Source organism: Bosea sp. ANAM02 (assembly GCF_011764485.1).
In the GTDB taxonomy this organism is placed as follows: Bacteria; Pseudomonadota; Alphaproteobacteria; order Rhizobiales; family Beijerinckiaceae; genus Allobosea.
Genome location: NZ_AP022848.1, coordinates 120,738 through 145,984, shown reverse-complemented (window position 1 = coordinate 145,984; position 25,247 = coordinate 120,738). Strand labels below are relative to the sequence as shown.

At 66.7% G+C, this 25,247-nt stretch carries 24 protein-coding genes; 15 read left to right on the top strand and 9 right to left on the bottom strand.

The window, feature by feature from the left end; genetic code table 11:
- The first annotated feature begins 23 nt into the window (after positions 1-23).
- On the top strand, positions 24-272 hold the full coding sequence (locus OCUBac02_RS00710; protein WP_173043077.1) for a DUF3297 family protein: 249 nt from the start codon (positions 24-26) through the stop codon (positions 270-272).
- A gap of 148 nt (positions 273-420) precedes the next feature.
- Here OCUBac02_RS00710 and OCUBac02_RS00705 read toward each other — a convergent pair whose 3' ends face one another.
- Together OCUBac02_RS00705 and OCUBac02_RS00700 are read right to left on the bottom strand one after the other, a co-directional pair.
- On the bottom strand, positions 421-957 hold the full coding sequence (locus OCUBac02_RS00705; RefSeq protein WP_173043076.1) for a GNAT family N-acetyltransferase: 537 nt from the start codon (positions 955-957) through the stop codon (positions 421-423).
- The gene (locus OCUBac02_RS00700) at positions 954-1,553 is read right to left on the bottom strand and encodes a helix-turn-helix domain-containing protein (RefSeq protein ID WP_173043075.1); all 600 of its coding nucleotides are present in this window, start codon (positions 1,551-1,553) and stop codon (positions 954-956) included. The genes OCUBac02_RS00705 and OCUBac02_RS00700 overlap by 4 nt, the downstream gene beginning before the upstream one ends.
- A gap of 276 nt (positions 1,554-1,829) precedes the next feature.
- Here OCUBac02_RS00700 and lepA point away from each other — a divergent pair, with 276 nt between their 5' ends.
- Positions 1,830-3,635, top strand: a complete 1,806-nt coding sequence (gene lepA, locus OCUBac02_RS00695; protein ID WP_173043074.1) for a translation elongation factor 4 — start codon at positions 1,830-1,832, stop codon at positions 3,633-3,635.
- 98 nt (positions 3,636-3,733) lie between these two features.
- On the opposite strand, the gene OCUBac02_RS00690 is transcribed toward lepA, so the two are convergent.
- Complete coding sequence (locus OCUBac02_RS00690) at positions 3,734-4,015, bottom strand: GIY-YIG nuclease family protein (RefSeq protein WP_244639048.1); 282 nt, start codon at positions 4,013-4,015, stop codon at positions 3,734-3,736.
- 213 nt (positions 4,016-4,228) lie between these two features.
- Between OCUBac02_RS00690 and OCUBac02_RS00685 the strand changes: the two genes are divergently transcribed.
- The 9 genes from OCUBac02_RS00685 to tam all read left to right on the top strand — a co-directional run bounded on the left by OCUBac02_RS00685 (position 4,229) and on the right by tam (position 12,511).
- Positions 4,229-4,435, top strand: a complete 207-nt coding sequence (locus OCUBac02_RS00685) for a CsbD family protein (RefSeq protein WP_047573131.1) — start codon at positions 4,229-4,231, stop codon at positions 4,433-4,435.
- Between the two features lie 132 nt (positions 4,436-4,567).
- Positions 4,568-5,314: an SDR family NAD(P)-dependent oxidoreductase gene (locus OCUBac02_RS00680; protein ID WP_173043073.1), complete on the top strand. Its 747-nt coding sequence runs from the start codon at positions 4,568-4,570 to the stop codon at positions 5,312-5,314.
- 8 nt (positions 5,315-5,322) lie between these two features.
- Positions 5,323-6,540 carry an acyl-CoA dehydrogenase family protein gene (locus tag OCUBac02_RS00675; RefSeq protein WP_173043072.1) on the top strand — a complete coding sequence of 406 codons (1,218 nt, stop codon included), beginning with the start codon at positions 5,323-5,325 and terminating at the stop codon, positions 6,538-6,540.
- A 4-nt stretch (positions 6,541-6,544) separates the two neighbouring features.
- A complete protein-coding gene (locus tag OCUBac02_RS00670) occupies positions 6,545-7,582 on the top strand; it encodes a phosphotransferase family protein (RefSeq protein WP_173043071.1) in 1,038 nt (345 codons plus the stop codon).
- A gap of 287 nt (positions 7,583-7,869) precedes the next feature.
- Positions 7,870-9,006, top strand: coding sequence for an ABC transporter substrate-binding protein (locus OCUBac02_RS00665; RefSeq protein ID WP_173043070.1), 1,137 nt, complete (start codon positions 7,870-7,872; stop codon positions 9,004-9,006).
- Positions 9,007-9,023: 17 nt separating this feature from the next.
- On the top strand, positions 9,024-10,085 hold the full coding sequence (locus tag OCUBac02_RS00660) for a FecCD family ABC transporter permease (RefSeq protein WP_173043069.1): 1,062 nt from the start codon (positions 9,024-9,026) through the stop codon (positions 10,083-10,085).
- Between the two features lie 3 nt (positions 10,086-10,088).
- The gene (locus tag OCUBac02_RS00655; RefSeq protein ID WP_047579307.1) at positions 10,089-10,874 is read left to right on the top strand and encodes an ABC transporter ATP-binding protein; all 786 of its coding nucleotides are present in this window, start codon (positions 10,089-10,091) and stop codon (positions 10,872-10,874) included.
- A gap of 3 nt (positions 10,875-10,877) precedes the next feature.
- Positions 10,878-11,672 (top strand): class I SAM-dependent methyltransferase, encoded by a 795-nt coding sequence (locus tag OCUBac02_RS00650; RefSeq protein ID WP_173043068.1) that lies wholly within the window; start codon positions 10,878-10,880, stop codon positions 11,670-11,672.
- A 53-nt stretch (positions 11,673-11,725) separates the two neighbouring features.
- A complete protein-coding gene (gene tam, locus OCUBac02_RS00645) occupies positions 11,726-12,511 on the top strand; it encodes a trans-aconitate 2-methyltransferase (protein ID WP_173043067.1) in 786 nt (261 codons plus the stop codon).
- 168 nt (positions 12,512-12,679) lie between these two features.
- On the opposite strand, the gene OCUBac02_RS00640 is transcribed toward tam, so the two are convergent.
- From OCUBac02_RS00640 to OCUBac02_RS00615, 6 genes are all read right to left on the bottom strand, one after another.
- Positions 12,680-13,786: a siderophore-interacting protein gene (locus OCUBac02_RS00640; protein ID WP_173043066.1), complete on the bottom strand. Its 1,107-nt coding sequence runs from the start codon at positions 13,784-13,786 to the stop codon at positions 12,680-12,682.
- A gap of 11 nt (positions 13,787-13,797) precedes the next feature.
- Positions 13,798-14,910, bottom strand: a complete 1,113-nt coding sequence (locus tag OCUBac02_RS00635; RefSeq protein WP_173043065.1) for an ABC transporter substrate-binding protein — start codon at positions 14,908-14,910, stop codon at positions 13,798-13,800.
- Positions 14,907-15,746, bottom strand: a complete 840-nt coding sequence (locus tag OCUBac02_RS00630; protein ID WP_173043064.1) for an alpha/beta hydrolase — start codon at positions 15,744-15,746, stop codon at positions 14,907-14,909. Before OCUBac02_RS00630 ends, OCUBac02_RS00635 begins: the two co-directional genes overlap by 4 nt.
- Before the next feature lie 8 nt (positions 15,747-15,754).
- Positions 15,755-17,950: a TonB-dependent siderophore receptor gene (locus OCUBac02_RS00625; protein ID WP_197933297.1), complete on the bottom strand. Its 2,196-nt coding sequence runs from the start codon at positions 17,948-17,950 to the stop codon at positions 15,755-15,757.
- Between the two features lie 164 nt (positions 17,951-18,114).
- The gene (locus OCUBac02_RS00620; RefSeq protein WP_173043063.1) at positions 18,115-18,978 is read right to left on the bottom strand and encodes a helix-turn-helix transcriptional regulator; all 864 of its coding nucleotides are present in this window, start codon (positions 18,976-18,978) and stop codon (positions 18,115-18,117) included.
- 178 nt (positions 18,979-19,156) lie between these two features.
- The gene (locus tag OCUBac02_RS00615) at positions 19,157-19,735 is read right to left on the bottom strand and encodes a cupin domain-containing protein (RefSeq protein WP_047574877.1); all 579 of its coding nucleotides are present in this window, start codon (positions 19,733-19,735) and stop codon (positions 19,157-19,159) included.
- Positions 19,736-20,060: 325 nt separating this feature from the next.
- On the opposite strand from OCUBac02_RS00615, the gene OCUBac02_RS00610 reads away from it, so the two are divergent.
- Genes OCUBac02_RS00610 through OCUBac02_RS00595 form a run of 4 tightly spaced genes read left to right on the top strand, consistent with a single transcriptional unit; the run spans position 20,061 to position 25,220 of the window.
- Positions 20,061-21,707, top strand: a complete 1,647-nt coding sequence (locus OCUBac02_RS00610) for an amidohydrolase (RefSeq protein ID WP_173043062.1) — start codon at positions 20,061-20,063, stop codon at positions 21,705-21,707.
- A gap of 15 nt (positions 21,708-21,722) precedes the next feature.
- Positions 21,723-22,664, top strand: a complete 942-nt coding sequence (locus OCUBac02_RS00605; RefSeq protein WP_173043061.1) for an ABC transporter permease — start codon at positions 21,723-21,725, stop codon at positions 22,662-22,664.
- Complete coding sequence (locus OCUBac02_RS00600) at positions 22,664-23,587, top strand: ABC transporter permease (RefSeq protein WP_173043060.1); 924 nt, start codon at positions 22,664-22,666, stop codon at positions 23,585-23,587. Before OCUBac02_RS00605 ends, OCUBac02_RS00600 begins: the two co-directional genes overlap by 1 nt.
- 43 nt (positions 23,588-23,630) lie before the next feature.
- Positions 23,631-25,220, top strand: a complete 1,590-nt coding sequence (locus OCUBac02_RS00595) for an ABC transporter substrate-binding protein (RefSeq protein WP_173043059.1) — start codon at positions 23,631-23,633, stop codon at positions 25,218-25,220.
- Positions 25,221-25,247 lie beyond the last annotated feature (27 nt).

Here is a 25,247-nt window from a genome sequence, read left to right as displayed (position 1 = left end):
TCCGCAATTCAGGTGCGACACTCATGTCCGAGCAGCTTCCCGACCGTCTGTCCGTCAACCCGGAGAGCCCCTTTTACAACGAAGAGGTGCTGGCGCGCGATATCGGCATCCGCTTCAAGGGCGTCGAGAAGACCAATGTCGAGGAATATTGCGTCTCCGAGGGCTGGGTGAAGGTCGCCGCCGGCAACGCCAAGGACCGTTTCGGCCGTCCGATGACGATCATGCTCAAGGGCCCGGTCGAGCCCTATATCCGCGGCAACGTCGAGGGCTGAGCCTCCATTGTCATTCCGGGGCTTCGCGCAGCGAAGAACCCGGAAGCCACGACTGGGCGAGCCGCTCGTCGTGGGATATCAAATGCCCTACCCGGTCGTGGGTTCCGGGTTCGCGCCTGCGGCGCCCCCCCGGAATGACAAGGGTGGTTCAAGCCAGGCTCTTGTAGAAGAACGTCGAGCCGCAATCGGCCCCGTCCGGCATCAGCGCATAACGTGGGATGGTGCCGGCTTCCGTCCAGCCCAGCCGGTTGTAGAGCCGCCGCGCCGCGCTGTGCTCGTCCGTGTCGAGCACCAGCAGGTTGCGACCCTTCTCCCGCGCGATCGTCTCGGCCCTCTGCATCAGTGCCTCGCCGATGCCTTGCCGGCGGGCGCGCGAATGTACCAGAACCTTGGCGATGTCGGCCCGGTGCGGCTGGTTCGTCTTGCCGATCAGGTGGAGCTGGGCCGTGCCGACGATGCCATCGCCGGTCCGCGCGGCCAGCAGGATGACCCGACCGTCGGCGACGCCCGTCGCGACATCGCGCCAGAAGCGTTCGTAATCGGCGGCCGTGTTCCAGCTCATGAAGCCGAGCGAGGCGCCGTTCGCGACGCAGTCGCGCAGGATCTCCGCCAGCGCCGGAACGGCCGCTTCGGCTTCGGTGGCATCAAGCGTTTCGATGGAGGCGGCGAGGCTGGTCGCGTTCATGCGATATGTCCCGGAAAGGCGCCGCTCCGGGCGGCGAGGATGACGGCGTAGCGGACGGGTGCATCGCCCGGATTGCGGTAGACGATCGGGCCGCGCAGGTGCATCTGCAGGCAGTCGCCCTCCGCGAGTTCCTGGCGGATCCCTTCCACGGCCAGGTCGAGCCGGCCGCGCAGCACCCAGATCTGCTGGTCGAGCGCCGCGGCGCCCGTCGCATTGTCGAGCCTCACTTCGGCGCCGGCCGGCAATTCCACCTCGACGATCTCGAAAGCAGAGCCTGTCCCGCGCGGCGAGACGTTGCGACGCAGGTAGCCGCTCGCCGGATCGCGCCAGACCGGCTGGGCGCCGCGACGTGCCAACGGCCCGCTTCCTGCGTTCTCTTCCAGCAGCGACGAGAGGGAGAGGCCGAGGCCGGAGCCGAGCCGGACCAGCAGCGCCGCCGTCGGGCTCGATTCGCCGCGCTCGATGCGGGAGATCATTGCCCGGCTGACGCCGCTGCGCTCGGCGAGTGCGTCGAGGGTCAGGCCATGGCGTTGGCGAGCGGCCTTGAGGCGCTGGCCGAGCACGCGGTCGATCTCGATGTCGTGGTCGAATTCCATGCACAGAGAATAATTCTCAGATATTGGAATTTGCAAGCCTTATCGGTTTTGCGCTCACGAAAGTTGCACACGGCCAGAGCTGGCAACCCGCACCGTCATCCCGGACAAGCCGCGAAGCGGCGCCGATCCGGGATCCATGCCTTAACCGTTATCGGACGGGTTCCGGGTCTTCGCGGCGCTGCGCCCGGGATGACCGGAGAGTTTAATCGTCGCCGGCCGAGCTTGGAAACGCGCCAACCGCTTGGCGCCGCGCGGCTTCACTGCTATGGCGCGCGCATGAGCGCCCGCACCATCGACAATATCCGCAACTTCTCGATCGTTGCCCATATCGACCACGGCAAGTCGACGCTGGCCGACCGTCTGATCCAGCAGACCGGCACCGTCGCCGCCCGCGACATGAGCGACCAGATCCTCGACTCGATGGATATCGAGAAGGAGCGCGGCATCACCATCAAGGCGCAGACGGTGCGGCTGGATTACCAGGCGAAGGATGGCAAGACCTACATCCTGAACCTGATGGACACCCCCGGCCATGTCGACTTCGCCTATGAGGTCTCGCGCTCGCTCGCGGCCTGCGAGGGCTCGCTCTTGGTGGTCGACGCCTCGCAGGGCGTCGAGGCGCAGACGCTCGCCAACGTCTACCAGGCGCTCGACGCCAACCACGAGATCGTCACCGTCCTCAACAAGGTCGACCTGCCGGCCGCCGATCCCGACCGGATCAAGCAGCAGATCGAGGACGTGATCGGCCTCGACGCCTCCGAAGCCGTGCCGATCTCGGCCAAGACCGGGCTCAACATCGAGGGCGTGCTCGAGGCCATCGTCGAGAAGCTCCCCGCCCCCAAGGGCGATCCGGACGCCCCGCTGAAGGCAATGCTGGTCGATAGCTGGTACGACGCCTATCTCGGCGTCGTCGTGCTCGTGCGCATCATCGACGGCGTGCTGAAGAAGGGCATGACCATCCGCATGATGCGCGCCAACGCCTCCTACGGCGTCGACCGCGTCGGCGTGTTCAAGCCCAAGATGGCCGAGGTCAAGCAGCTCGGCCCCGGCGAGGTCGGCTTCTTCACCGCCTCGATCAAGGAGGTCGCCGATACCGCCGTCGGCGACACCATCACCGACGAGAAGAAGCCGATCGCCGAGCCGCTGCCGGGCTTCAAGCCGGTGCAGCCGGTGGTGTTCTGCGGCATCTTCCCGGTCGATGCCGCCGATTTCGAATTGCTGCGCGGCGCCATGGCGAAGCTGCGCCTGAACGACGCCTCGTTCTCCTACGAGATGGAGACCTCGGCCGCGCTCGGCTTCGGCTTCCGCTGCGGCTTCCTCGGGCTGCTGCATCTGGAGATCATCCAGGAGCGGCTGGAGCGCGAGTTCAACCTCAACCTGATCTCGACGGCGCCTTCGGTCGTCTATCACCTGCGCCTGCGCGACGGCTCGACGCTGGAGTTGCACAACCCGGCCGACATGCCGGACGTGATGAAGATCGAGGCGATCGACGAGCCCTGGATCCGTGCCACGATCTTCACGCCGGACGAATATCTCGGCTCGGTGCTGAAGCTCTGCCAGGACCGGCGCGGCCTGCAGATCGATCTCGGCTATGTCGGCTCGCGCGCCAAGGTGGTCTACGACCTGCCGCTCAACGAAGTCGTCTTCGATTTCTACGATCGGCTGAAGTCGATCTCGAAGGGCTATGCCTCCTTCGACTACCAGATTACCGATTATCGCGAGGGCGACCTGGTGCGCATGTCGGTCCTGGTCAATGCCGAGCCGGTCGACGCGCTCTCGATGCTGGTCCACCGCACACGCGCCGAGTCGCGCGGCCGCGCCATGTGCGAGAAGCTCAAGGACCTGATCCCGCCGCACATGTTCCAGATTCCGGTCCAGGCCGCGATCGGCGGCAAGATCATCGCCCGCGAGACCATCCGCGCGCTGCGCAAGGACGTGACCGCCAAGTGCTATGGCGGTGACGCGACCCGCAAGCGCAAGCTTCTGGAGAAGCAGAAGGAAGGCAAGAAGAAGATGCGGCAGTTCGGCAAGGTCGAAATCCCGCAGGAAGCCTTCATCGCCGCCCTTAAGATGGACGATTGAGCGGGCGCTGCCGCGCGACCCTGAGCCAAACCACCACTGCCATTCCGGGGCGCGCCCCGGAATGACAAGGACAGCGCCCAGTGACCGCAATTGGGTGCTTAAAGCGCCTCGGCGCCGAGCTTCGCCTGCCAATGGGCGAGCCGTTCCTTCAGCACGCGATCCAGGACATAGACGATATCCTCGTCCTCCAGCCTTTCGAGCGCCTCGAAGCGGAAGGCCTCAGGGCCATGTATCGTCCATGCCGCCTGCAGCGAGCGCTGCCTGTGGCTGCCATGGCGCAGCGTGAAGCGCAGGCGGTTCTCGATCGTTGAAAGATCGGGCGCGCGTCCGACCCATGTCAGCCCGGCCGCCGCGCAATGGAAGGCGAAGATACCCGCCACCGTCTTCCGTTACTTGTAGGCGGCCGTCGCCGCCTTCCTGTCCGCCATCTGCATTGGTCAAACCCATCCCGTTCGTTGGATGCCTATTAATATCCGGATTTTAATAAGGCAAGAATTTATCCGGGTGATTTATTGCGGCGGGCTTTTTTTGGTGAACCATCGCGCTGCTGGCGCGTTCTTTCAGGGAATCCACACTCACACGAGGAGGTCCCGATGGACTGGAACCGCGTCGAAGGAAACTGGAAGCAGCTCAAGGGCAAGGTGAAGGAGCAGTGGGGCAAGCTGACCGATGACGATCTCGACGTCATCGCGGGCAAGCGCGACCAGCTCGAAGGCAAGATCCAGGAGCGCTATGGCCTCGCCAAGGACAAGGCCCGCAGCGATGTCGATGCCTGGTACGGCCGCCAGACCTGGCAGTAATCAGCCCGCCGCTGATCGGCGGTGATGAATCAGGGAGCCTCGGCGTTCGCGCCGGGGCTCTTCGACGTTTGGGCGCCTTGATCGCCGCCGGCAACCGGCCGAGACTTGAGCCGGTTCGAAACGGGATGCCTGATGTTCGAAGATCTTTCGGAAAAGACCGCGCTGGTGACGGGAGCGTCCGGCGGGCTGGGACTGCATTTCGCCAGGCTGCTCGCGCACCATGGCGTCGAGGTCACGCTTGCGGCGCGCAGGCAGACCGCACTGGATGAGGCGCGCGCGACGATCACCGCATCGGGCGGGGCCGCGGAAGGCCTCGTGCTGGACGTGGCCGATGCCGTCTCGATCGGGCAGGCGCTCGCCGGTCGGTCTTTCGACATCCTGATCAACAATGCCGGAGTCAGCGGCGCCGGGCGGGCGTCCGACATCTCGGAAGCCGAGTGGGATGCGGTGCTCGACACCAATCTCAAGGGCGTGTTCCTCGTCGCTCAGGCCGTGGCGCGCGGCATGCGCGAAGCCGGCAAGGGCGGTACCATCGTCAATATCGCCTCGATTCTCGGCCATCGCGTCGCCGGCGGCGTCAGCGCCTATGCCGCCTCGAAGGCGGGCGTGATCCAGCTCACCAAGGCGCTCGCGCTCGAATGGGCGCGTGACGGCATCCGCGTCAATGCGCTCTGCCCCGGCTATATCGAGACCGATATAAACCGCGACTTCTTCGCGACCGAAGCCGGCTTGAACCTGATCAGGCGCATCCCGCAAAGAAGGCTGGGCCGACCTGAGGAGCTCGACGGCGCGCTGCTGCTGCTTGCATCGAGCGCCGGAAGCTACATCACCGGCTCCACCATCGAAGTCGATGGCGGCCATCTCGTTTCGTCCCTGTGAGCACGGTCATGGATTTCGAGATTTCTTCCCGTATCGAGGATTACCGCGCGCGGGTCGCCGCCTTCGTCGAGCGCGAGGTCCTGCCGCTCGAAGCAGACCGGGCCTCCTACGACGCCCATGGCAATATCGCGCTGCCCTTGCTCGACAGGATGCGGGCCAAGGCCCGCGCCGAAGGGCTCTGGTGCCTGCAGCTCAAGCCGGAGACCGGCGGGGCAGGCCTCGGCAAGATGGGCATGGCGGTTTGCTATGAGGAGATGAACCGCTCGATCTTCGGCCCGGCCGTGTTCAATTCCGCCGCGCCCGACGACGGCAACATGATGGTGCTGGAAGCGCTCGGCACGCCCGAGCAGAAGGAGAGATGGCTGAAGCCGATCGTCGAGGGCAGGCTCCGCTCCGCCTTCGCCATGACCGAGCCGCATCCGGGCGGCGGCTCCGACCCTTCGATGATCCTGACGAAAGCCGAGCGGCGCGGCGACAAGTACATCGTCAGCGGCCGCAAATGGTTCATCACCGGCGCCGAGGAGGCCAAGCATTTCATCCTGGTCGCCCGCACCTCGGACGATTCCCGCAACGGCCTCACCGCCTTCCTCTTCCATGCCGACCAGCCGGGCTGGCGCATCCTGCGCCGCATCGAGATCATGGGCCCTGAAGAGCATGGCGGCCATTGCGAGCTTGAATTCAACGGGCTCGAAATCCCCGCCGAGAATGTGCTGGCCGGCGAGGGCAGGGGCATGAAGGTGACGCAGGTTCGCCTCGGCCCGGCCCGCCTGACCCATTGCATGCGCTGGCTCGGCCTGTCGAAGCGCTGCATCGAGATCGCGCAGGCCTATGCCGCCGAGCGTTACGGCTTCGGCCAGCGCCTCGCGGACCGCGAGAGCATCCAGCTCAAGCTCGGCGATCTCGCCATGCGCATCGAGATCGGCCGCCTGCTGGTGATGAAGGCGGCCTGGGAGCTCGACCGCGGCGGCTTCGCCCGCAAGGAGGTCTCGATGGCCAAGGTCCAGGTCGCCAACGTCCTGCACGACGCCGCCGATGTCGCGATCCAGGTCAACGGCGCGCGCGGCTACTCCAGGGACACCGTGCTCGAATGGATCTACCGCTACGCCCGTCAGGCCCGCCTGGTCGACGGCGCCGACGAGGTCCACAAGATGGTGCTGAACCGCTTCCTGACGCAGGAAGGCCGGGATTTCTGGCACTGGCCCGTCACCGGTCAGACGCAGGGCTGAGGCGATGGCAGTGCCGGTGCCGTTCGCCATCGACTTCGATCCGGCCGCTCTGGCTGACATCTTGCGCGCGCAGTTCGGCGCCGGTGAACTCGCGCTCGAACGGATCGGTGGCGGCCAATCCAACCCGACCTATTTCGTCGACTGGGGCACGCGCCGGCTCGTGCTGCGCAAGCAGCCGACAGGCCCGATCCTGCGCGGCGCCCATGCGATCGATCGCGAGTTCCGTGTGCTCGAAGCCCTCGGGCCGACCAATGTACCGGTGCCACGCGCCGTGCTCTTCCACGCCGATCCCGAGCCACTGGGCACGCCCTTCTATCTGATGGAGCGGCTGGAAGGCCGCGTCTTCCATGACGCCGCCTTGCCCGGTCTGGAGCCGGCCGAGCGGCGCGGCCTCTATCTCGGCATGGCCGAGGCGCTGGCGAAGCTGCATGCGGTGACGCCCGACGCGGTCGGGCTCGGCGATTTCGGCCGCCCGGGCAATTATTTCGAGCGCCAGATCGCGCGCTGGACCAAACAGCTCAGGGAATCGTCGGGCGAGCCGATCCCTGAATTGGAGGCGGTCGCCGACTGGCTGCCGGCGCATCTGCCGGATGATGACGGCCAGGTCTCGATCGCCCATGGCGATTTCCGGCTCGGCAACCTGCTCTTTCATCCCGAGAAGCCGGAAGTGATCGGCATTCTCGACTGGGAATTGTCGACGCTCGGCCATCCGCTCGCCGATCTCGGCTATTGCGCCATGCCCTGGCACACGGCGCCGGACGAATATGGCGGCATCCTCGGGCTCGATCGCGCCGCGCTGGGTATCCCGACCGAGGCCGAGTTCCTCGCGCATTACTACGCCCATGCGGTGCCGACGGCGCCGCTCCTGCGCTTCCATCTCGTCTTCGCGCTGTTTCGCTTCGCCGTGATCTTCGTCGGCATCGCAGACCGGGTTCGTGCCGGCACGGCCGCCGCGGCCAATGCGGCCGAGGTCGCGCCGCTCGCTCGGCGCTTCGCCAGACGGGCGCGTGAGGCGATGGCGGGGGCCGAGAGACTGTCTTAAGCGCTTGCTGTGGAACCACAGTGTCATCCCGGGCTTGACCCGGGATCCATCGACGGGAGCCGGGGCTCTACGATGGATCCCGGATCGGCGCGGCTGCACCGTTTGTCCGGGATGACGATGGTTCTTCCTTGGAAGTTGCTCAGCTCAGAGCGGCTGATTTCCAGCAACCCTGAAAGTATTCTAGAATAGATCTAATTTAGATCGATTCAAAACAGATAGAATTGCTTTGCCGTCCCAAGACGAGCTGTGATAGCGCGAGGGCGTCTTCCCCGGCAGGATGCTCTCCAATGCCCGCTCCCCTCTGGCTTTCCCGTCTTTCTTCCGCCGTCCTGATCGGCGCATCCGTATTGTTTGCCGGTGCTGCCGTTGCCGAAACGATCGAGGTCACCGATCTCGCCGGACGCGTCGTCAATGTCACGCGCGACCCCCAGAAGATCGTGCTCAGCGAAGGCCGCCAGCTCTATACGCTGGCCATGCTCGACCGCGAGGACCCGTTCAAGCGCGTCGTCGGCTGGGGCAACGACCTGATCCAGAACGATCCGGGCGCCTGGCAGAAATACCTGGCCAAGTTCCCGAAGGCGAAGGACGTCGCGGACATGGGCAATCCCTATGCGGCCGATGTCAGCATGGAGAAGATCGCCTCGCTCGGCACCGAGGTCTACATCCTCGACCTCTCAAACTACTTCAAGGCGCAGGAGACGGGCCTGCTCGGCAAGCTCGAGAAGGCCGGCATCACCACCGTCTTCGTCGATTTCCGCCAGGACCCGACCCAGAACGTGCTGCCGAGCGTGCAGTTGCTCGGCCGCATCCTCGGCCGCGAGAAGGAGGCGAACGCTTTCGCCGACTACTACATGCGCCAGACCCGCAGCATCTATGCCCGCGTCGGCGCGATTCCCGACAAGCAGAAGCCGCTGGTCTTCGTCGAGCGCGCCGCCGGCCTGCTGCCCTGCTGCGCCACCTTCGGCCCGTTCAATTTCGGCCGCTTCATCGAGGAAGCCGGCGGGCGCAACTGGGGCAGCCAGTTCTTCTCCGCCTTCCAGGCGCAGGCCGCGCAGGAGAAGGTGCTCGCCGACAATCCGGACGTCTATTTCCTCACGGGCGCCAATTGGTACGGCAGCAATCCCGGCAGCAGCGCCGTCAGCCTCGGCTATGACGCGACGCCCGAGAAGGTGCAGAGGGAGCTGGCGGCGCTGATGAACCGTCCGGGCTTCCAGCAGCTCAAGGCGGTGCAGGCCAGGAAGGTGATGGCCTTCTACCACCAGTTCTACGACGCGCCCTATTACTTCATCGCCGAGCTCGCCATGGCGAAGGAGTTCTATCCGGACCGCTTCAAGGACGTCGACCCGGAGGCGGTCTTCAGGGAATTCCACGAGAAGTTCCTGCCGATCCCCTATTCCGGCGTGTTCTGGGCCAAGCTCCAGTAACGATGGCCCGAGCGACGATGGCCGCGACCCTGCCCATGACGGCGAATGCCACCGGGGACTATCGCCGGCGCAATGCGCGCCGGCTGAAGCTCGTCCTGCTCGGCCTCGTCGCGCTCGCCGTCGCGCTGGCGCTCGATGTCTCGATCGGTCCCGGCAACCTCCCGCTCGCCGACGTCCTGAGCACGCTGGTCGATCCGCGATCGGCCACGCCGCGGCTCTCCGTCATCGTCTGGGACCTGCGCCTGCCGATCGCGCTGATGGCGATGGCCGTCGGCGCTATGCTGGGCCTGAGCGGGGCGGGCATGCAGACCATCCTCGCCAACCCGCTGGCCGATCCCTTCACGCTCGGCGTCTCCGCCGCCGCGACGGTCGGCGCCTCCGTGGCGATCGTCTTCGGTTGGAGCGTCATCCCCGGCGCCGGCCCCTATATCGTCACCGCCAATGCTTTTATCTTCGCGCTGGCCGCATCGCTCGTCCTGTTCCTCATGACCAAGCTGCGCGGCGTCAGCGCCGAGACGATGATCCTTGTCGGCATCGCCCTGCTCTTCACCTGCAACGCCATCACCGCGCTTCTGCAATACCGCTCGAACGAGGTGCAGCTCACCCAGATCGTGTTCTGGACGCTGGGCAGCCTCGCCCGCGCGAGCTGGGAGAAGGTCGGCGTCGCCGCGCTGCTGATCGCGCTGGCTTTGCCGTTCTTCCTGATGCGCGGCTGGGCGCTGACGGCGCTCCGCCTCGGCGACGAACGCGCCGAGAGTCTCGGCGTTCGCGTCGACCGCCTACGCCTGGAAATCCTCGTCGCGACCTCGCTGCTCGCCGCCGTCTCCGTCTCCTTTGTCGGCGGCATCGGCTTCATCGGCCTCGTCGGCCCGCATATTGCCCGGCTTCTGGTCGGCGAGGACCAGCGCTTCTTCCTGCCGACCGCGACGATCGCGAGCGCCGTGCTGCTCTCGCTCGCCTCTACCGTCTCGAAGGTGATCACGCCCGGCGTGATCTATCCGATCGGCATCATCACGGCGCTGATCGGCGTGCCCTTCTTCATCAGTTTGGTCATGTCGATCCGCGGGCGGGGAGTCTGAGCCATGGCGCTGCTGATCCGCGATCTCGATTTCCGCTATGGCACGACCCCTGTCCTGCAGGGGCTCGGCACCGAGGCCCTGCCGCGCGGCGAGCTTGCCGCTTTGGTCGGCCCCAACGGCTCCGGCAAATCGACCCTGTTCCGCTGCGCCGCCGGCCTGTTGCGGCCCGAGCGCGGCAGGGTCGGGCTCGACGGCCATGACCTCTCGCAGCTCTCCCAGCGCGAGCGGGCCCGCAGGGTCTTCTATCTCGCGCAGGATACCGGCGCGCGCGTCGCGCTCTCGGTCTTCGACATCATCCTGCTTGCCCGCAAGAGCCTGCATCGTGGTTATGCGCTCGCGGCCTCGCCCGAGGATACCCGCGCCGTCGAGGCGGTGATCGAGGAGCTTGGCCTCGCACCCTTTGCCTCGCGCGACATCGCCACGCTCTCCGGCGGCCAGCGCCAGCTCGCCGCGATCGGCCAGGCGCTGGTGCGCGAGCCCGACGTCCTTCTGCTCGACGAGCCGACCAGCGCCCTCGACGTGCGCCGCCAGCTCGACGTCATGGCGACGATCCGCGAAGCAACGCGCCGGCGCGATATCGTCACCGTGGTGGCGATCCACGATCTTTCGCTGGCAGCGCGCTTCGCCGACCGGGTTCTGGTGATGAATTCCGGGCGCATCGCGCAGGCCGGCGCGCCCGCCGAGGTGCTTGCGCATGAGGCGGTCTCGGAGACATATGCGGTCGGCGTGCATCTGGAGCATTCGGCTCGGGGCACGCTTCTGGTCGAGCCCTATATCAACGGTCACTGATACATGTCCGCTCCCTCGACGCACGACAATTTCACCCTGAAGGAAGAGATCCGCGCCTATTGGTCGGCGCGGGCCGAGAGCTTCGATCTCTCCTTCGGCCACGCGATCAAATCGGATCGCGAATTGAAGGCCTTCCAGCGCCTGATCGGCGATTCTTTCGGCTCGCAGCCGCTCGACGTGCTCGATCTCGCCTGCGGCACCGGCGAGATCACGCGGGCCCTGCTTTCGCTGAACCACCGCGTCACCGCGCTCGATTTCTCCGAGGCGATGCTGGAGCGCGCTCGCGCCAAGCACGGCAAGGCCGCCCGCTTCCGGCTGGGCGATGCCGAGCATCTGCTCGATGAGGATGAAAGCTACGACGCGGCGATCACCCGCCATCTCGTCTGGACCCTGACCGACCCGGAAGCGGCGCTGAGCGAATGGTTCCGCGTCCTGCGCCCCGGCGGCCGCCTGCTGGTCATCGACGGCGACTGGGTCAACCGCACGCGCTGGCAGGCGCTGGTCAACCGCTTCGGCAATTGGCTGCGCGAGAAGCGCGGCGCCGCCGTCCACCAGATCGACGCCGACACCCATGCCTCGATCACCAGCCGCTTCTATTTCAAGGATGGCTTGAGCCGTCAGCGTCTGGAGACGATGCTGACCGCCGCCGGCTTCACCGACATCGTCCCGGCCGATTACCATCAGGTCGTGCGCGAGCAGCAGCGCGCCGCACCGCTGCATGATGCGATCCGGCTGGCCTCCTCGACCCGTTTCGCCCTTCTTGCGCGCAAGCCTGCCGACGCCGAAGTTTCGCGCTAGAAGAGACGCACAGCGCTGCTTCCTGTGTCGGCGCTGTGCGATGGGAGCGAGCGATGAACGCCAAGCCGGATTGGGACGCCGCGCAATATCTGCGCTTCGAGGATGAGCGGACGCGGCCTTCGATCGACCTGCTCGCCCGCGTGCCGCTGAACGATCCCAAGCGCTGCATCGATCTCGGCTGCGGCCCCGGCAACAGCACGGAACTGGTTGCCGCGGGCTACCCTGATGCCGTCACAGAGGGTCTCGATTCCTCGCCGGACATGCTGGAGAAGGCGAGGAAGCGCCTGCCCAACCTCTCCTTCATCCTCGGTGACGTGAATAGCTGGTCGGATACGGCGGGCTATGACGTGATCTTCGCCAATGCCGTTCTGCAATGGCTGCCCGATCATCAGGGCCTGTTCCCGCGTCTGGCGCGCTCGCTGACATCAGGCGGCTGCCTCGCCGTGCAGATGCCGAACAATCTCAACGAGCCCTCCCATGTCGCGATGCGCGAGGTAGCGGCTGAAGGTCCCTGGGCGGAGACGCTCGCGAACGCCAAGGCCGAGCGCGCGACGATCGGCTCCTTCGGCGAATACCGGCGCTGGCTGATCGAGGCCGGCTGCCGCGTCGATATCTGGCAGACGACCTATGTCCACGCGCTAGCCAATCTCGAAGCCATCGCCGAATGGTTCAAGAGCACGGGCCTGAAGCCCTATCTCGACCGTTTGACGGCCGAGGAGCAGAAGGGCTTCCTTGCGCGCTATCTCGAGCGCATCGCGCCGCACTATCCGGTCGAAAGCGACGGCAAGGTGCTGCTGCGCTTCCCGCGCCTGTTCATCGTGGCGGTGCGCGAGGCGTGAGCGTCGGATCGGATGTTCCCTGAGCCCTCATCCTGAGGAGCCGTCCCGAAGGGATGGCGTCTCGAAGGATGTTTCAGGAGACTCGGGAACTATCTGGAGCATCCTTCGAGACGCCGCTCTGCGGCTCCTCAGGATGAGGGCTCGACTTGCGAAGTTACTTCTGACCGCTCAACCCTTCGCGGCTTCCGCCTTCTTGGCAGCCACATGCTCCTCGTCCGAAGCCCCGGCGCGCCAGTAGCTGACGACGAGGTTCTGGTCGCGATCCGGCCGGAGCTTGCCGCGGGACGCCGCCCGGATCGCCTTGAACGCGGCATGTTCCGACGCCGACCAGAGATAGGTCGAGGGACCGTCTTCCGGCCAGTCGAGCGTCGCGAAGGCATCCTGCAGCAGCGGCAGGCTGCCCGGCGCCGCCACGCCGCGATGCAGCCAGGTCAGCGACACACCGGCCGGATGGCGCAGGGGCTGTTCCTCGGCTGCATCGGCAACTTCGATGAAGACCTGGCCCACGGCCTCGGCCGGGAGCTTCTCCAGCATCCGCGCCACGGCCGGCAAACCGGTTTCGTCGGCAAGGAAGACGTAGCGCTCGGCCGGCTTGAGCCCGCGCCCGCCGGGGCCCGCCATGCCGATCCGGTCGCCGGCCTTGGCCCGGAAGGCGAAGGCCGAGCCGGGGCCGGCATCCTCATGCAGCACGAAATCGAGCGCGAGCGTGCCCGCAGCGACGTCGATCTCGCGGATCGTGTATTTGCGCACCAGCGGCCGGGTTTCGGCCGGCGAAGGCAGCAGCAAACCGTCATCGCCGACCATCGGCCAGCTCGGCTCGCTCACGCCGACCGGGGGAATGAACAAGCGCACATGCAGCGCGTCGATATGGTCGTAGCGCGCGAGGTTCTCACCGGTGAAGCGGATGCGGGCCATATTCGGCGTGATCCGCTCGACGCCGGTCACCGTCAGGATGCGGAACTCGGGCGGCAAGGCGGGGCCGGTGCCGTCGCCGCTCCAGCGCATCTCCGGTGCGGCGTCCTTCGGGGCGAATTCGATGACATGGCTGGCGATGGCGCGCTTCATGCCCAGAAGCGTGGACAGGTCCGGCGCTTCGACATGGACATCGAGCGCGGCGGACGAAAGGTCGATCCGTGCCAGGCTGCCGTCCAGCGCGATGAGCGTCGTGCCGCCCTGCTCGGTGATGACGGCCTCGTGCTCGACGAGATGCTCGCAGAGCGGCTTCAGGACGCCCGCCGGGTTGGCGAGGGCGATCCGGGTCGAGGTGGCCAGCATGATGGTCTCCGTCAAGGCTTGTGCGGCGCCGCGATCCAGAGCGTTCCGTCGAGCGGGATCGCCGAGAAGCGCGCGCCCTCCGCGAGCGTCGTGGCCGGGTCGATATCGGCGAAGCGCTCCGGGTGGAGCCATTTCGCCAGCGCCTCGATCGCGACGACGTGCAGCGGGGTATCGTTGAACAGGTGCCAGAAGCCGAAGGCGCGGCGCTTCTCAATGGCGCTGAGCATCTTGAGCGACGGCGTGCCGACGAGCTTGGCGAAGCTCTCGGCCGCATCCGACTCGCTGACGCCGAGGCCGAGCACGAGCCCGCCGAGCTTGGCGAGATGTGTACCGCCGGTCGCGACATAGACATCCGGGTCGGCGCCGATGAGCTGTTCGAGACCGATCTGTCCGGTCGCGCCCGGCAGCATCGCAGCGGCGATATTCCGCCCACCCGCTGCCTGGATGAATTCGTTGAACGTGCCCTGCCCGGCCGTCATGCAGCAATCGTAGCCGCCGGCATGGGCGTGGATGAAGATGGATGGGCGCTTCGCATCCGCGATCCGGCTGGCGATCCGCTTCATCCGCTGCTCGTAGAAGGCGATCAGCTTTTCCGCCTGCTCCTGCTGGCCGGTGAGGATGCCGAGCGCCCTGAGGCTCGGCACGGTGTCGCGCAGCGGTTCCAGGAAAAAATCGACGACCGCGACGGGAATGCCGGCCGCTTCCAGCTTCTCGACGAGATCGCCGGGGCCGCGGCGCGTGCCGGCGAGCGATTTGCTGAGCACGACGAGATCGGGGCCCAGCGCGATCGCCTGTTCCAGCGAGAACCCGCCGGCGGTGCCGCCGTCGCCGACGAGCGGCAGCGCGTCGATGGCCGGGAAGCGCGCCCGGTAGCGCGCGAGCCCGTCGGGGTTCTGCCGTTCGAGATCGCTGCCCCAGCCGGCGAGGATGCTGACGGGATCGGGGTGGATCAGGCCGAGCGCGTTGAGCTGGCGCCCTTGCGCCAGCACGATGCGCTTCGCCGGTGCGGCGAGCCTGATGGTGCGGCCGAGCACATCGGTCGTGGTGACCGGAGAAGAAGCCAGGGCCGGCAGCGCAGGCCAGCTCAAGCCCGCCAGGATCAATGCGCGTCTGTCGAGCATCATGCCGCTGCCGCCTTGTCCTGCGCCGTACCGGCGAGCGTGAAAGCGATCGTGCGCGCGAGCATCGGCAGGATCACCGAGACATGGTTCTCGCCGGGGAATTCGACGAAGCTGCAATCGACGCGGCCCGAGGCAGACAGCCGTTCCGCCATCTCGGCGGCATTGTCGCGCATCCGCGCCCGCGCGAGGCGTTCTGCCCGCTGCGGCGTGACAGCGAGGGCGGGGGCCTGTTCATGGCTGCCGACCGTGATCAGGAGCCGCCCGGCCGGAGCCGAACCACCGCGCCGGAAGGCGTCCTCGCTCGCGAGGATGGCGCGGTCCTGCCACCAGATCGACGGGCTGCCGGCGACATGGGCCTCGAACAGGCCGGGTCGGGTGAACAGCGCGTGCAGGACGAAGAGTCCGCCATAGGAATGGCCGGCAAGTGCGTGCCTTCTCGGGTCGAGCGGCGCGATCTCGGCCACGGCCGGCAGCAGCTCGGTGACGATCATGTCGAGGAATCGGTCGGCCCCGCCGGGAACCGGCAGGAGATCGCACTGGCGCCGCTCGGCATCGAAGGGCCGCCCGTCGGGATAGCCGATGCCGATCACGACGGCAGACCCGACGCTGGTCGCTTCCGGACGCTGCGCCTGCAGGCCGGCAGCCATGGCGGCCGGCGGGAACAGGGCATGCCCGTCGACGAGCACGAGGGCAGGAAAGCCGCGTGCAGGAGGCGTCCCCTCCGGCACCGAGATCAGCAGCCGGTAGCGCGACCCGTCCCGTGCCTCGAAACCGCGCTGCCAGGCCTGCGGCAGCATGACGGGAGCGAGGCTGATGCCGGGAGTGCTGTTCGGCTGCATCGGCGACGTCACCAGCGATAGGACAGCGTCGCGAGGACCGTGCGGCGCAGGCCGAAGGAGCACTGCGTCGTGCCGTAGCAGCCGGAGATATACTCCTTGTCGAACAGGTTCTGGGCGTTGACCTGAACCTTCCAGCCCTTGAGCGCCGGGCTGGCCGCGGCGAGGTCGTAGCTGATCGCGGCATCGACCAGCGTATAGGCCGGCGTCGAGAAGGTGTTGGCGGGGTCGCCGGCGCCGCTGCCGACATAGCGCACGCCCGCGCCCAGGCCGAGGCCCGAGAGCACGCCCGTGCGGAAGGTGTAGTGCCCCCAGAGCGCCGCGGTATGGCGCGGCACGACCGTCGGCCGCTTATGCAGGTCGACGCCGCTGCTCTTGGTCACCTCGGCATCGGTATAGGTATAGGCCGCGACAAGGTCGAGATTCTCGAACACGGTCGCGCGCGCCTCGACCTCGATGCCGCGAGCGCGGACTTCGCCGGTCTGGATCTGGAAGGTCGGGTGGGCGAGGTCCGTGGTCGGGACGTTGGTCTGGGTGAGCTGGTAGACCGAGGCCTGCAGGAAGGCGTTCATGCCCGGCGGCTCGTATTTGAAGCCGGCCTCGAACTGCTCGCCCTCGGTCGGCTTGAACGGCGTGCCGGCGAAGGTCGTGCCCGCCTGCGGATCGAACGAGGTCGAGTAGCTGGCATAGGGCGCGAAGCCGTTGTCGAAATTGTACATCAGCGCGACGCGGCCGGTGCGCGCGGTGTCATCCTGCTTGGTCAGCACGCCGGTGCTCATCGCCCGGGTGCGGGCCTCGGCCCGGTCGAAGCGGCCGCCCACCAGCAGCGAGAGCCGGTCGAGCTTGATCTGGTCCTGGAGATAGATGCCGTACTGAGCCGTGGTCTGCTTCGTGCCGGCCAGCGCGGGCAGGGCGAAGGGCAGGCGCCCATAGATCGGGTTGGTGAAGTCGAGCGTCTGCACCGTGCCGCCGGCGCCGGTGAAGGCGGCGCCGTCCGTCCAGTATCCGTCGACGCCGAACAGGACCTTGTGGGTCAGCGGCCCCGTGCGGAAATCGGCCTGGAGCTGGTTGTCGATGCCGGCGGTGCGCGCCTTCTCGTTCGACATCGTCACGCGGCGCATCAGCGTCTTCTGGTCGGCGGCGATGCCGCCGACCGCGACGGTCCGGAAGCGCGATTCGAGGTCGGAGACCCGCACGTTCTGGCGGAAGGTGAGGACGTCGTTGAAGCGATGCTCGAAGGCCCAGCCGAGATTGGCCTGGTTGCGGCTATAGCCCTCGAAACGCGGCTCGCCGGGGAAGAACTCGCTATGGATGCGGCCGGCCCGGCTCGGCAGGACGGTGCCGACCGCCGGGATGAAGCCGTAGAAGCCGGTCTCGGGATCGCGCTGGAACGACGCCATCAGCGTGAAGGTCGTCGCGCCGTTCGGCCGGTACGTGACGGAGGGCGCGATGAAGATGCGCTGGTCCTGCGTGTTGTCGACCTGCGTGTCGGCGGTGCGGCCGAGCCCGACCACGCGATAGAGCCAGGTCTTCTGCGGGTCGATCGGCCCGCCGATGTCGAAGGCCATCTCGGCCCGCTGCCGATTGCCGATGCGGAGCTGCATTTCGCCGTGCTTCTCGTCCCGCGGCCGCTTGCTGACCATGTTGACCAGACCGCCGGGCTTCACCTGTCCGAACACCACGGAGGACGGGCCGCGCAGCACCTCGACCCGTTCGAGACCCCAGGGCTCGAAGGACGGCACGAGGAAGTTGACGCCGCGCAGATAACGCAGGCCGTCGAGATTGTTGACGAAGCCGGCGCCCGATCCCGCGCCGCCGAAGCCGCGGATGAAGACGCTGTCATAGCGGCCGCCGGAGGACAGGCGCGTTTCGCCGAGAACGCCGGCGCTGTAGCGCAGGGCCTGGCTGACCGTGGTCGCGCCCTGGTCGTCCATCTGGTCGCGCGTGACCACGGTGATCGACTGCGGCGTCTCCATGATCGGCGAGTCGGTCTTGGTCGCGGTCTCGCTGCGGCGGGCGACATAGCCGTTGACCGGCCCGCTCGCGCGCTCGCCCTGGACCTCGATCGTGTCGAGGCCGATCGCGGTGTTGGCCGATTGCTGTTGTGCGTTCTGCGCCAGTGCGGTGCCGGCTCCGCCGGCGAGAAGGGCGACCAGGGCCACGCCGGCCCGTCCCATCGCGCGATTGCTGCTGTTGATCCCGATCATGCCTGCATTCCTGCCCCTGGCGCCTGTGCGCCCTCGTCTGCGGGGTTCTTTCAGGAAGGCTGCCGGAGCGGCAACGCGCTTGGCTTTCGATCGCGGCAGTATTTCTTTCGGTCGCGTTTCGAACGCGTCCAGGCAAGAACTGCGGAGCGGATTCATGGCCTGAATCAGCGCAGCGAGCTCGGAGCGACGCCGAAGCGCTTGCGGAACAGCCCGGAGAAATGTGCCGGGCTGTAGCCGACCTGGAAGGCGGCGACGGCGACGCTGGCCTCTCCGCTCGCGATCAGCGCATAGGCCTGCTGCAGGCGCTGCTCCTGCAGGTATTCGAAGACGCTGGCGCCGAACTCGGTCCGGAAGGCCGAGGTGAGCTTGGTCGGGTTGAGGCCGCATTCGCGCGCAAGCTCGGCCAGGCCCGGCGGCTCCTGCAGGGTTTCGAGCAGGCGGTCGCGCGCGGCATGGATTTGCTCGCGCAGGCGCGGATTGAGCCTTGCCGGGCGGACGGGCCGCTCCCCAAGCATCCGGTCCAGCACGAGGGCGCCGAGCTCCAGCGCCTTGCCGGCGAGATAGAGCGGGCGCAGCGCCTCGCCGACCGGGCATTCCGCCATCTGCAGCGCGAGCGAGCGGATCGGCGCGTCGGCCGGGCGCACCCAGAAGCCGGCATCGTCGGAGCAGGCGAGGCGCGCCGCCCTGGCGACATCCGCCCCGAATTCACGTGCGACGAAATCGAAATCGAACTGCATCAGCGCGCAGCGCAGCGCGCCGTCGGCAAGGCCTGTCCGTTGCTGCGTATGCTCGCCGCCATTGGCCGCGACGAGCACCGTCGGCCCATCGAGCAGCACGGCCGGGCGATTGTCGAGCTCCAGCGCCTGCCGGCCTTCGAGCATGACAGCGACCTTGAGGCCCGGCCGCATCGGGCCGACGATCCGCTCGCCTTCCTGGATCAGGAAGGTGCCGGCGGAGAGCGAGAGATTGCGCGAGAACAGCTCCAGGCTCGTGGCGGATTTCTGAATGGAGCTGGAATCGGCTTGCATCGTGACCTCGGTGAGGAGGCGATGCTTATCGGATACCGGAGTAAAAATCAAATAATATCAATAGTTTAAATGAATTCTAAGGTTGACGCGCGTCGCAATGCGACGCGCGTCCTTGGAGCTTGGCTATCGTCTGGAACTCCCTCAGCCCTCGTCCTGAGGACTCGCATGTCGGGTCAAGTCAGAGATAAGGCGGCGTGCAGGCGCTCACGACGATGCAGCGCTCCGTCCCGATATTGCGGTAGCGATGCGGGATGCGGCTGTCGAAGAGATAGGCGTCGCCCGGCTTCAGCACCTTGATCTGATCGCCGACGGTGATCTCGAGCTCGCCGGACAGGACCACGCCGCCCTCATGGGACTCGTGCTTGAGCATCGCCGCGCCGGTATCGGCGCCGGGATCGTAGGATTCGTGGAGAATCTGCAGGTTATGGGCCTGGGCATCCCCGACCTGGCGGAAGGACATCCGGCCCCGGCTCTCGCCGCCATTGACCTGATGCAGGCGCGAGGTCAGGTCGAGCAGGTCCGGAGCCTCGAAGAAGACCTTGTCGCGCGGCGTCCGGGCTTCGTCAAAAAAATTCACCATCGTCATCGGGATGCCGTCGAGGATCTTGCGCAGCGACGCGACCGAGGGGCTGTTGCGATTCTGCTCGATCAGCGAGATCAGGCTGTGGGTCACGCCGGAGCGGGCTGCGAGCTCGCGCTGGGAAAGCCCGGCCGCGACTCGGATTTCCTTCAGCCTTCCGCCGACGTCAAAGCTCATGACCGCTCCGTTTCCCCGTTCTGCGCGCCTTGTCCTGCCTGCGCGTCATGCAGGGGCCGCCTGCTCGACGGCCCTTGCCATGCTCAATATTCTGAGCAATGCTCCCGGAAAGCCAATAAGAAAATAGTGTCATGGGGAACCGGCGGAGTGGCATAGTTTTCGCGTCCAAAGCACACCGTCCAGATCAGATCCCCCATTCGACACGATAGGGCTGCATGGGCGCGCATCGCTGCGCTCATGGCACGGGAGATGCTTGCCGAAGACTGCTGCCGCGCCAATGCCTCGCGACGAGAATTCAACAGGGAAAGCAGGGTAATCCGGGCCGATGACGCAAGCCGAGACCGTTTTGTTGAATGGCCGCATCTTCTGCGGCTTGGCGGAAGGCTTCGCGGAAGCCCTGGCGATCGGCGGGGGGAAGGTTCTGGCAGCCGGTACGGCCGCCGAGATCGTCGCCTTGCAGGGACCTGCGACGAAGGTCGTCGACCTCGCCGGTCGCGTCGCCATTCCCGGCCTGAACGACGCCCATATGCATCTGCTGCCGCTCGGCCTCGCGATGAGCGAGGTCAACCTGCGCCCCGAGGAGGGCGTCAACAGCATCGACGAGATCCTGCGCCGCATCGCCGCCGCGGTGAAGGGCAAGAAGCCCGGCGAATGGGTCACCGGCCGCGGCTACGACCATAACGAGCTGGCCGAGGCCCGCCATCCCACAGCCGAGGAGCTCGACCGCGTCGCGCCCGACAACCCAGTCTATATCAAGCGCACCTGCGGCCATGTCGGCGTCGTCAACACCCGCGCCATGGCGGCGGCCGGGATCGGCCACAACACGCCGAGCCCCGATGGCGGCCTGATCGAGCGCCGCGACAACAAGCTGACCGGCCTGCTCGCCGAGAGCGCCATGCGCCTGATCGTCGAGGCGATGCCGAAGCCCGGCATGGCGGAGCTGAAAGCCGCGATCGAGAAGGCCGGGCACTACATGCTCGCGCAGGGCTTCACCAGCGTGATGGATGCCGGCGTCGGCATGGGCGCCGGTATGGCCGAGATCGAGGCCTATGAGGAGGTCGCGCGCGCCGGCACTCTGCCGGTCCGCACCTGGGTCTGCATCTACGGCAATGCCGACGGCATCGGCGACGAGGCGTATGCGGCGGGCTACCGTTTCGGCCGCGAGACCGGCCTCCTGCGCTACGGCGCGATGAAGGTCTTCGGCGACGGGAGTGCCGGCGGTCTGACCGCCGCGATGAGCGAGCCCTACCGCGTCGGCGATCCCGATAACCGGGGCATCTTCATCTATTCCGATGCCGACATGCACCGCTATCTCCGGCACTACCACGAACTCGGCTATCAGCTCGCCATCCATGCGATCGGCGATGCCGCGATCGAGCAGGTGCTCTCCGGCATGGAAAAGGCCGACAGCCCGGAACATCCGATCAAGGGCCGCCGCCACCGCATCGAGCATTGCGGCTTCCTGACCGACGGCCAGCTCGCGCGCATGGCCGCCGCCGGCATCGATCCGGTGCCGCAGCCGGCCTTCATCTACGAGTTCGGCGATCTCTATGTGATCAATCTGGGCGAGGAGCGCGCCGGCGCCTCCTATCCGATGCGCAAATGGCTCGATGGCGGCCTGCATGCCGCGGCGAGCTCGGACGCGCCGGTCTGTGCCACCGATCCGTTCAAGAATCTGTTCACGATGGTCACCCGCCAGACCAAGCGCCATACCGAGATCGGCGGCGCCGAGAAGCTGAGCATGGCGGAGGCCGTCCACGCCTACACGCTGCTCGGCGCCTATACCCAGTTCGCCGAGGACAGGCTCGGGCGGCTGGTGCCCGGCCAACTCGCCGACATCGCCGTGCTCTCGCAGGACATCTTCGCGATCCCGGTCGCGCAGGTCGAGAACGACGTGCGCTGCGACCTGACCCTGCTCGGCGGCGAGGTCGTCTTCGACCGGCACGGCCAGCTCGCGGCTGCCGCGCAATAGGCCGGGACGCCCGCGATGCTCAAACATACGATGCAAAGGCTGCTGCTGGTCCTGCCGGTCCTGTTCGGCGTGCTGCTGATCGGCTTCCTGCTGATGCAGGTCGTGCCGACCGACCCGGCACAGGTTCGCGCCGGCCCGACCGCGACGCAGGACGTGGTCGAGGCGATCCGCCAGGAACTCGGCCTCAACGAACCGCTGTGGAAGCAGTTCGCGATCTATATCGGGCGCCTGCTCCAGGGCGATCTCGGCGTCTCCATCATCAACAACGTCCCGGTGACGCAGGAACTCGGCAACACCATCGGCCCGACGCTGGAGCTGATGCTGGCCTCGCTGGTCTGGGCGATCCCGCTCGGCATGTTCCTCGGCACCGTCGGCGCCTATTACCGCGGTTCCCTGATCGACCGCGCGATCATGGCGGTCTCGGTCGCCGGCGTCTCGCTGCCGGTCTTCTTCCTCGGCCTCGGGCTGATCTGGCTCTTCGGCTTCTATTATCCGGTCCTGCCCTTCACCGGCCGCACCGGGCCGCTCTGGACCTGGGAGGGCATCCAGGGGATCATCCTGCCGGCGATCACGCTGGGCGGCGTCTTCGTCGGCCCGGTCGCCCGCATGACCCGGACCTCGGTGCTCGACGAGCTCGGCGCCGATCATGTCCGCACCGCCCGCGCCAAGGGGCTGGGCGAGACCGCGGTCATCCTGCGCCACACCCTGCGCAACGCGCTCGTCCCGGTCGTCACGCTGATCGGCCTGCAGATCGGCTTCCTGCTCGGCGGCGCCGTCGTCACCGAGACGGTGTTCTCCTGGCCGGGCATCGGCCGTCTCGCGGTCGGTGCCATCCTGTCGAGCGACCTGCCGATGGCGCAGGGCACGATCATCATGCTTTCACTCGGCTTCATCCTGGTCAATCTCGCGGTGGATGTCCTCTATGCCGTGCTCGACCCGCGCGTGAGGGGCACCTGATGAATTCGCCCGTGAAGCTAGAGCGCAGCGCTCTCCAGCCCGGCGCCGGGACGGTGGAAGCCGCCGTGAGCGTCGCCGCGGCTACGCCCGTTCGCCGCAAGACGGTCTTCCGGATGCTGCTCTCCGATGTCGGCTCCTGCGTGGCGCTGACGCTGGTCGTGCTCGCCGTCCTCGGTGCCATGTTCGCGCCCTGGCTCGCGCCGACCGATCCCTTCGGCAACGATCTCGCCAATACGCTCAAGCCCCCGGGCGAGGCGGGGCTGCTCGGCACGGACGGCCAGGGCCGCGACATGATCACCCGGCTGCTCTTCGGCCTGCGCACGACGCTGCTGATGGGCCTGGCCTCCGTCGCGGTCGGCTGCACCATCGGCGGCGTCATCGGCTTCTCGGCCGCCTTCTATCCGAAGGCATCGGGCGTGCTGATGCGCTGCATGGACATCCTCCTGTCCTTTCCCGCGATCCTGTTCGGCCTCGCCATCGCCGCGATCTTCGGTCCCGGCCTGCCTGCCGTCATCATCGCGCTCTCGATCGCCACCGTGCCGCTGATGGCGCGCGTGGTGCGCGGCTCGGCGCTGGTCGTGCTGCAGCAGGGCTATATCGAGGCGGCGCGCTCGCTGGGATTGAGCGACCTGCGCATCATCCTGCGCTATGTCCTGCCGAACTGCCTCTCGGCGATCTTCGTCTTCGTGACCCTGCGCTTCGGCCAGGTCATCCTGCTCGGCGCCGCGCTGTCGTTCCTGGGCCTCGGTGCCCAGCCGCCCACGGCCGAGCTCGGAGCGATGGCGGCGGACGGGCGCAACTTCCTGTTCTTCGCGCCGCATGTCTCGGTCCTGCCGAGCCTGGTGATCTTCGCGGTCGTGCTCGCCTTCAACGTGCTCGGCGACTCGCTGCGGGATGCACTCGATCCGAAGCTGCGGAAATAGCAGCCGATATCAACCAAGAAGCGTCAAAAAGGGGATTTGTTCGATGCTGAAACGTTCGACTCTGCTTCTCGCCGGCGCCGCCGCCGCGGCTCTCTCGGCCATGCCGGCCGCTGCCCAGCAAAAGGCTCCGCTCACCATCCTGCGCGTGATCGACGCGGATCGCTACGATCCGATCCGCTCCACGGCGACCGCGGCGGCCGAGGTGATGTACATGCTCGCCGACACGCTGGTGACGGTCGATTTCGACATGAAGACGATCAAGCCCGGCCTCGCCGAGAGCTGGACCGTCTCGCCCGACGGCAAGACCTACACCTTCAAGATCCGCAAGGACGTCAAGTTCTGCGACGGCCGGCCGATGACCATCGACGACGTCGTCTATTCGCTGAAGCGCTGGGTCGATCCGGCCAACAAGTCGCCGGTCTCCTTCCGCGCCGGCCCGGTCAAGGACATCCGCGCCGAGGGCGATTCCACCCTGATCTACGAGCTGAAGGAGCCCTATAGCGACCTGATGTTCCAGCTCGCGCTCTCCTTCGCTTCGGTGGTCGACAAGGACACGGTCGAGAAGCTCGGCCAGAATTTCGGCGTGCAGGGCTTCAACGGCACCGGCCCCTATTGCTGGTCGAAATGGACCCCGCGCCAGGAGCTCGTGCTCAAGAAGAACCCGCATTACAACTGGGGCCCGTCGATCTACAAGAACCCGAAGCCGCAGATCGACGAGGTCGTCTGGAAGGTCATCCCCGAGTCGAACACGCTGATGGCCGCGATCCAGGCCAAGCAGGCCGACGTGACCTATTACATGCCCTATATCGCGCTCGACACCATGCAGCGCATTCCCGGCATGACCGTGCAGCGGCAGGATAACTACATCTACGACGTCTTCATGGGCTTCAAGGTCGACAAGCCCGTGGTGAAGGACAAGGCGATCCGCGAGGCTGCCAATATGGCGGTCGACAAGGAAGCGATCGCCAAGGCGATCTATTTCGGCAAAGGCAGGAGCCTCCCCTCCCTGCTCAATCCCGCCGTGGTCGATTACGATAAGGACTCGGCCAAGATCATGCCGAAGCACGATCCGAAAGCGGCCGCCAAGCTGCTGGAAGACGCCGGCTGGAAGATGGGTGGGGATGGCATCCGCGAAAAGGATGGCGAAAAGGCCAGCTTCACCGTCTACGGCATCCGCAACAGCGACAACCCGCGCATCTCCGAGGCGATGCAGGCGGACCTGCGCAAGGTCGGCATCGACATGAAGATCCAGCTCTGGGACGCGACCGTCGCCTGGGGCAAGCTGGCGACGCAGGAATTCGACGCCTTCCTGATGTCCTATCCCTATGTGACGGCGACGGAGGCGATGAGCCTCTACTTCCGCAGCCAGCAGGCTCCGACGCCCAACCGGATGAACTGGAAGAATCCCAAGACCGACGAGCTTCTCAGGTCCGCTTCGATGGCCACTGATGCCGACAAGCGCAAGCAGGCTCTGGCCGAGGTGCAGACCCAGCTCACCGAGGCGAATGTCTGGGTGCCACTGTCCTCGCAGCCGCTCTGGGTCGTCGCGACCGATCGCGTCGAGGGCGTCCGCGCCCATGGTCTCTATGGCGCCGGCCTCTACAAGGGCCTCGACATCAAGCTGAAGCGCTGAGCGTCTGACGCGCCGCGCGGTGAGAAC

Excerpts from the sequence above, each read along its gene's own strand:
- OCUBac02_RS00710 (WP_173043077.1), top strand. The coding sequence starts at position 24 with ATGTCCGAGCAGCTTCCCGACCGTCTGTCCGTCAACCCGGAGAGCCCC.
- OCUBac02_RS00705 (WP_173043076.1), bottom strand. The coding sequence starts at position 957 with ATGAACGCGACCAGCCTCGCCGCCTCCATCGAAACGCTTGATGCCACC.
- OCUBac02_RS00700 (WP_173043075.1), bottom strand. The coding sequence starts at position 1,553 with ATGGAATTCGACCACGACATCGAGATCGACCGCGTGCTCGGCCAGCGC.
- lepA (WP_173043074.1), top strand. The coding sequence starts at position 1,830 with ATGAGCGCCCGCACCATCGACAATATCCGCAACTTCTCGATCGTTGCC.
- OCUBac02_RS00685 (WP_047573131.1), top strand. The coding sequence starts at position 4,229 with ATGGACTGGAACCGCGTCGAAGGAAACTGGAAGCAGCTCAAGGGCAAG.
- OCUBac02_RS00680 (WP_173043073.1), top strand. The coding sequence starts at position 4,568 with ATGTTCGAAGATCTTTCGGAAAAGACCGCGCTGGTGACGGGAGCGTCC.
- OCUBac02_RS00675 (WP_173043072.1), top strand. The coding sequence starts at position 5,323 with ATGGATTTCGAGATTTCTTCCCGTATCGAGGATTACCGCGCGCGGGTC.
- OCUBac02_RS00670 (WP_173043071.1), top strand. The coding sequence starts at position 6,545 with ATGGCAGTGCCGGTGCCGTTCGCCATCGACTTCGATCCGGCCGCTCTG.
- OCUBac02_RS00665 (WP_173043070.1), top strand. The coding sequence starts at position 7,870 with ATGCCCGCTCCCCTCTGGCTTTCCCGTCTTTCTTCCGCCGTCCTGATC.
- OCUBac02_RS00660 (WP_173043069.1), top strand. The coding sequence starts at position 9,024 with ATGGCCGCGACCCTGCCCATGACGGCGAATGCCACCGGGGACTATCGC.
- OCUBac02_RS00655 (WP_047579307.1), top strand. The coding sequence starts at position 10,089 with ATGGCGCTGCTGATCCGCGATCTCGATTTCCGCTATGGCACGACCCCT.
- OCUBac02_RS00650 (WP_173043068.1), top strand. The coding sequence starts at position 10,878 with ATGTCCGCTCCCTCGACGCACGACAATTTCACCCTGAAGGAAGAGATC.
- tam (WP_173043067.1), top strand. The coding sequence starts at position 11,726 with ATGAACGCCAAGCCGGATTGGGACGCCGCGCAATATCTGCGCTTCGAG.
- OCUBac02_RS00640 (WP_173043066.1), bottom strand. The coding sequence starts at position 13,786 with ATGCTGGCCACCTCGACCCGGATCGCCCTCGCCAACCCGGCGGGCGTC.
- OCUBac02_RS00635 (WP_173043065.1), bottom strand. The coding sequence starts at position 14,910 with ATGATGCTCGACAGACGCGCATTGATCCTGGCGGGCTTGAGCTGGCCT.
- OCUBac02_RS00630 (WP_173043064.1), bottom strand. The coding sequence starts at position 15,746 with ATGCAGCCGAACAGCACTCCCGGCATCAGCCTCGCTCCCGTCATGCTG.
- OCUBac02_RS00625 (WP_197933297.1), bottom strand. The coding sequence starts at position 17,950 with ATGATCGGGATCAACAGCAGCAATCGCGCGATGGGACGGGCCGGCGTG.
- OCUBac02_RS00620 (WP_173043063.1), bottom strand. The coding sequence starts at position 18,978 with ATGCAAGCCGATTCCAGCTCCATTCAGAAATCCGCCACGAGCCTGGAG.
- OCUBac02_RS00615 (WP_047574877.1), bottom strand. The coding sequence starts at position 19,735 with ATGAGCTTTGACGTCGGCGGAAGGCTGAAGGAAATCCGAGTCGCGGCC.
- OCUBac02_RS00610 (WP_173043062.1), top strand. The coding sequence starts at position 20,061 with ATGACGCAAGCCGAGACCGTTTTGTTGAATGGCCGCATCTTCTGCGGC.
- OCUBac02_RS00605 (WP_173043061.1), top strand. The coding sequence starts at position 21,723 with ATGCTCAAACATACGATGCAAAGGCTGCTGCTGGTCCTGCCGGTCCTG.
- OCUBac02_RS00600 (WP_173043060.1), top strand. The coding sequence starts at position 22,664 with ATGAATTCGCCCGTGAAGCTAGAGCGCAGCGCTCTCCAGCCCGGCGCC.
- OCUBac02_RS00595 (WP_173043059.1), top strand. The coding sequence starts at position 23,631 with ATGCTGAAACGTTCGACTCTGCTTCTCGCCGGCGCCGCCGCCGCGGCT.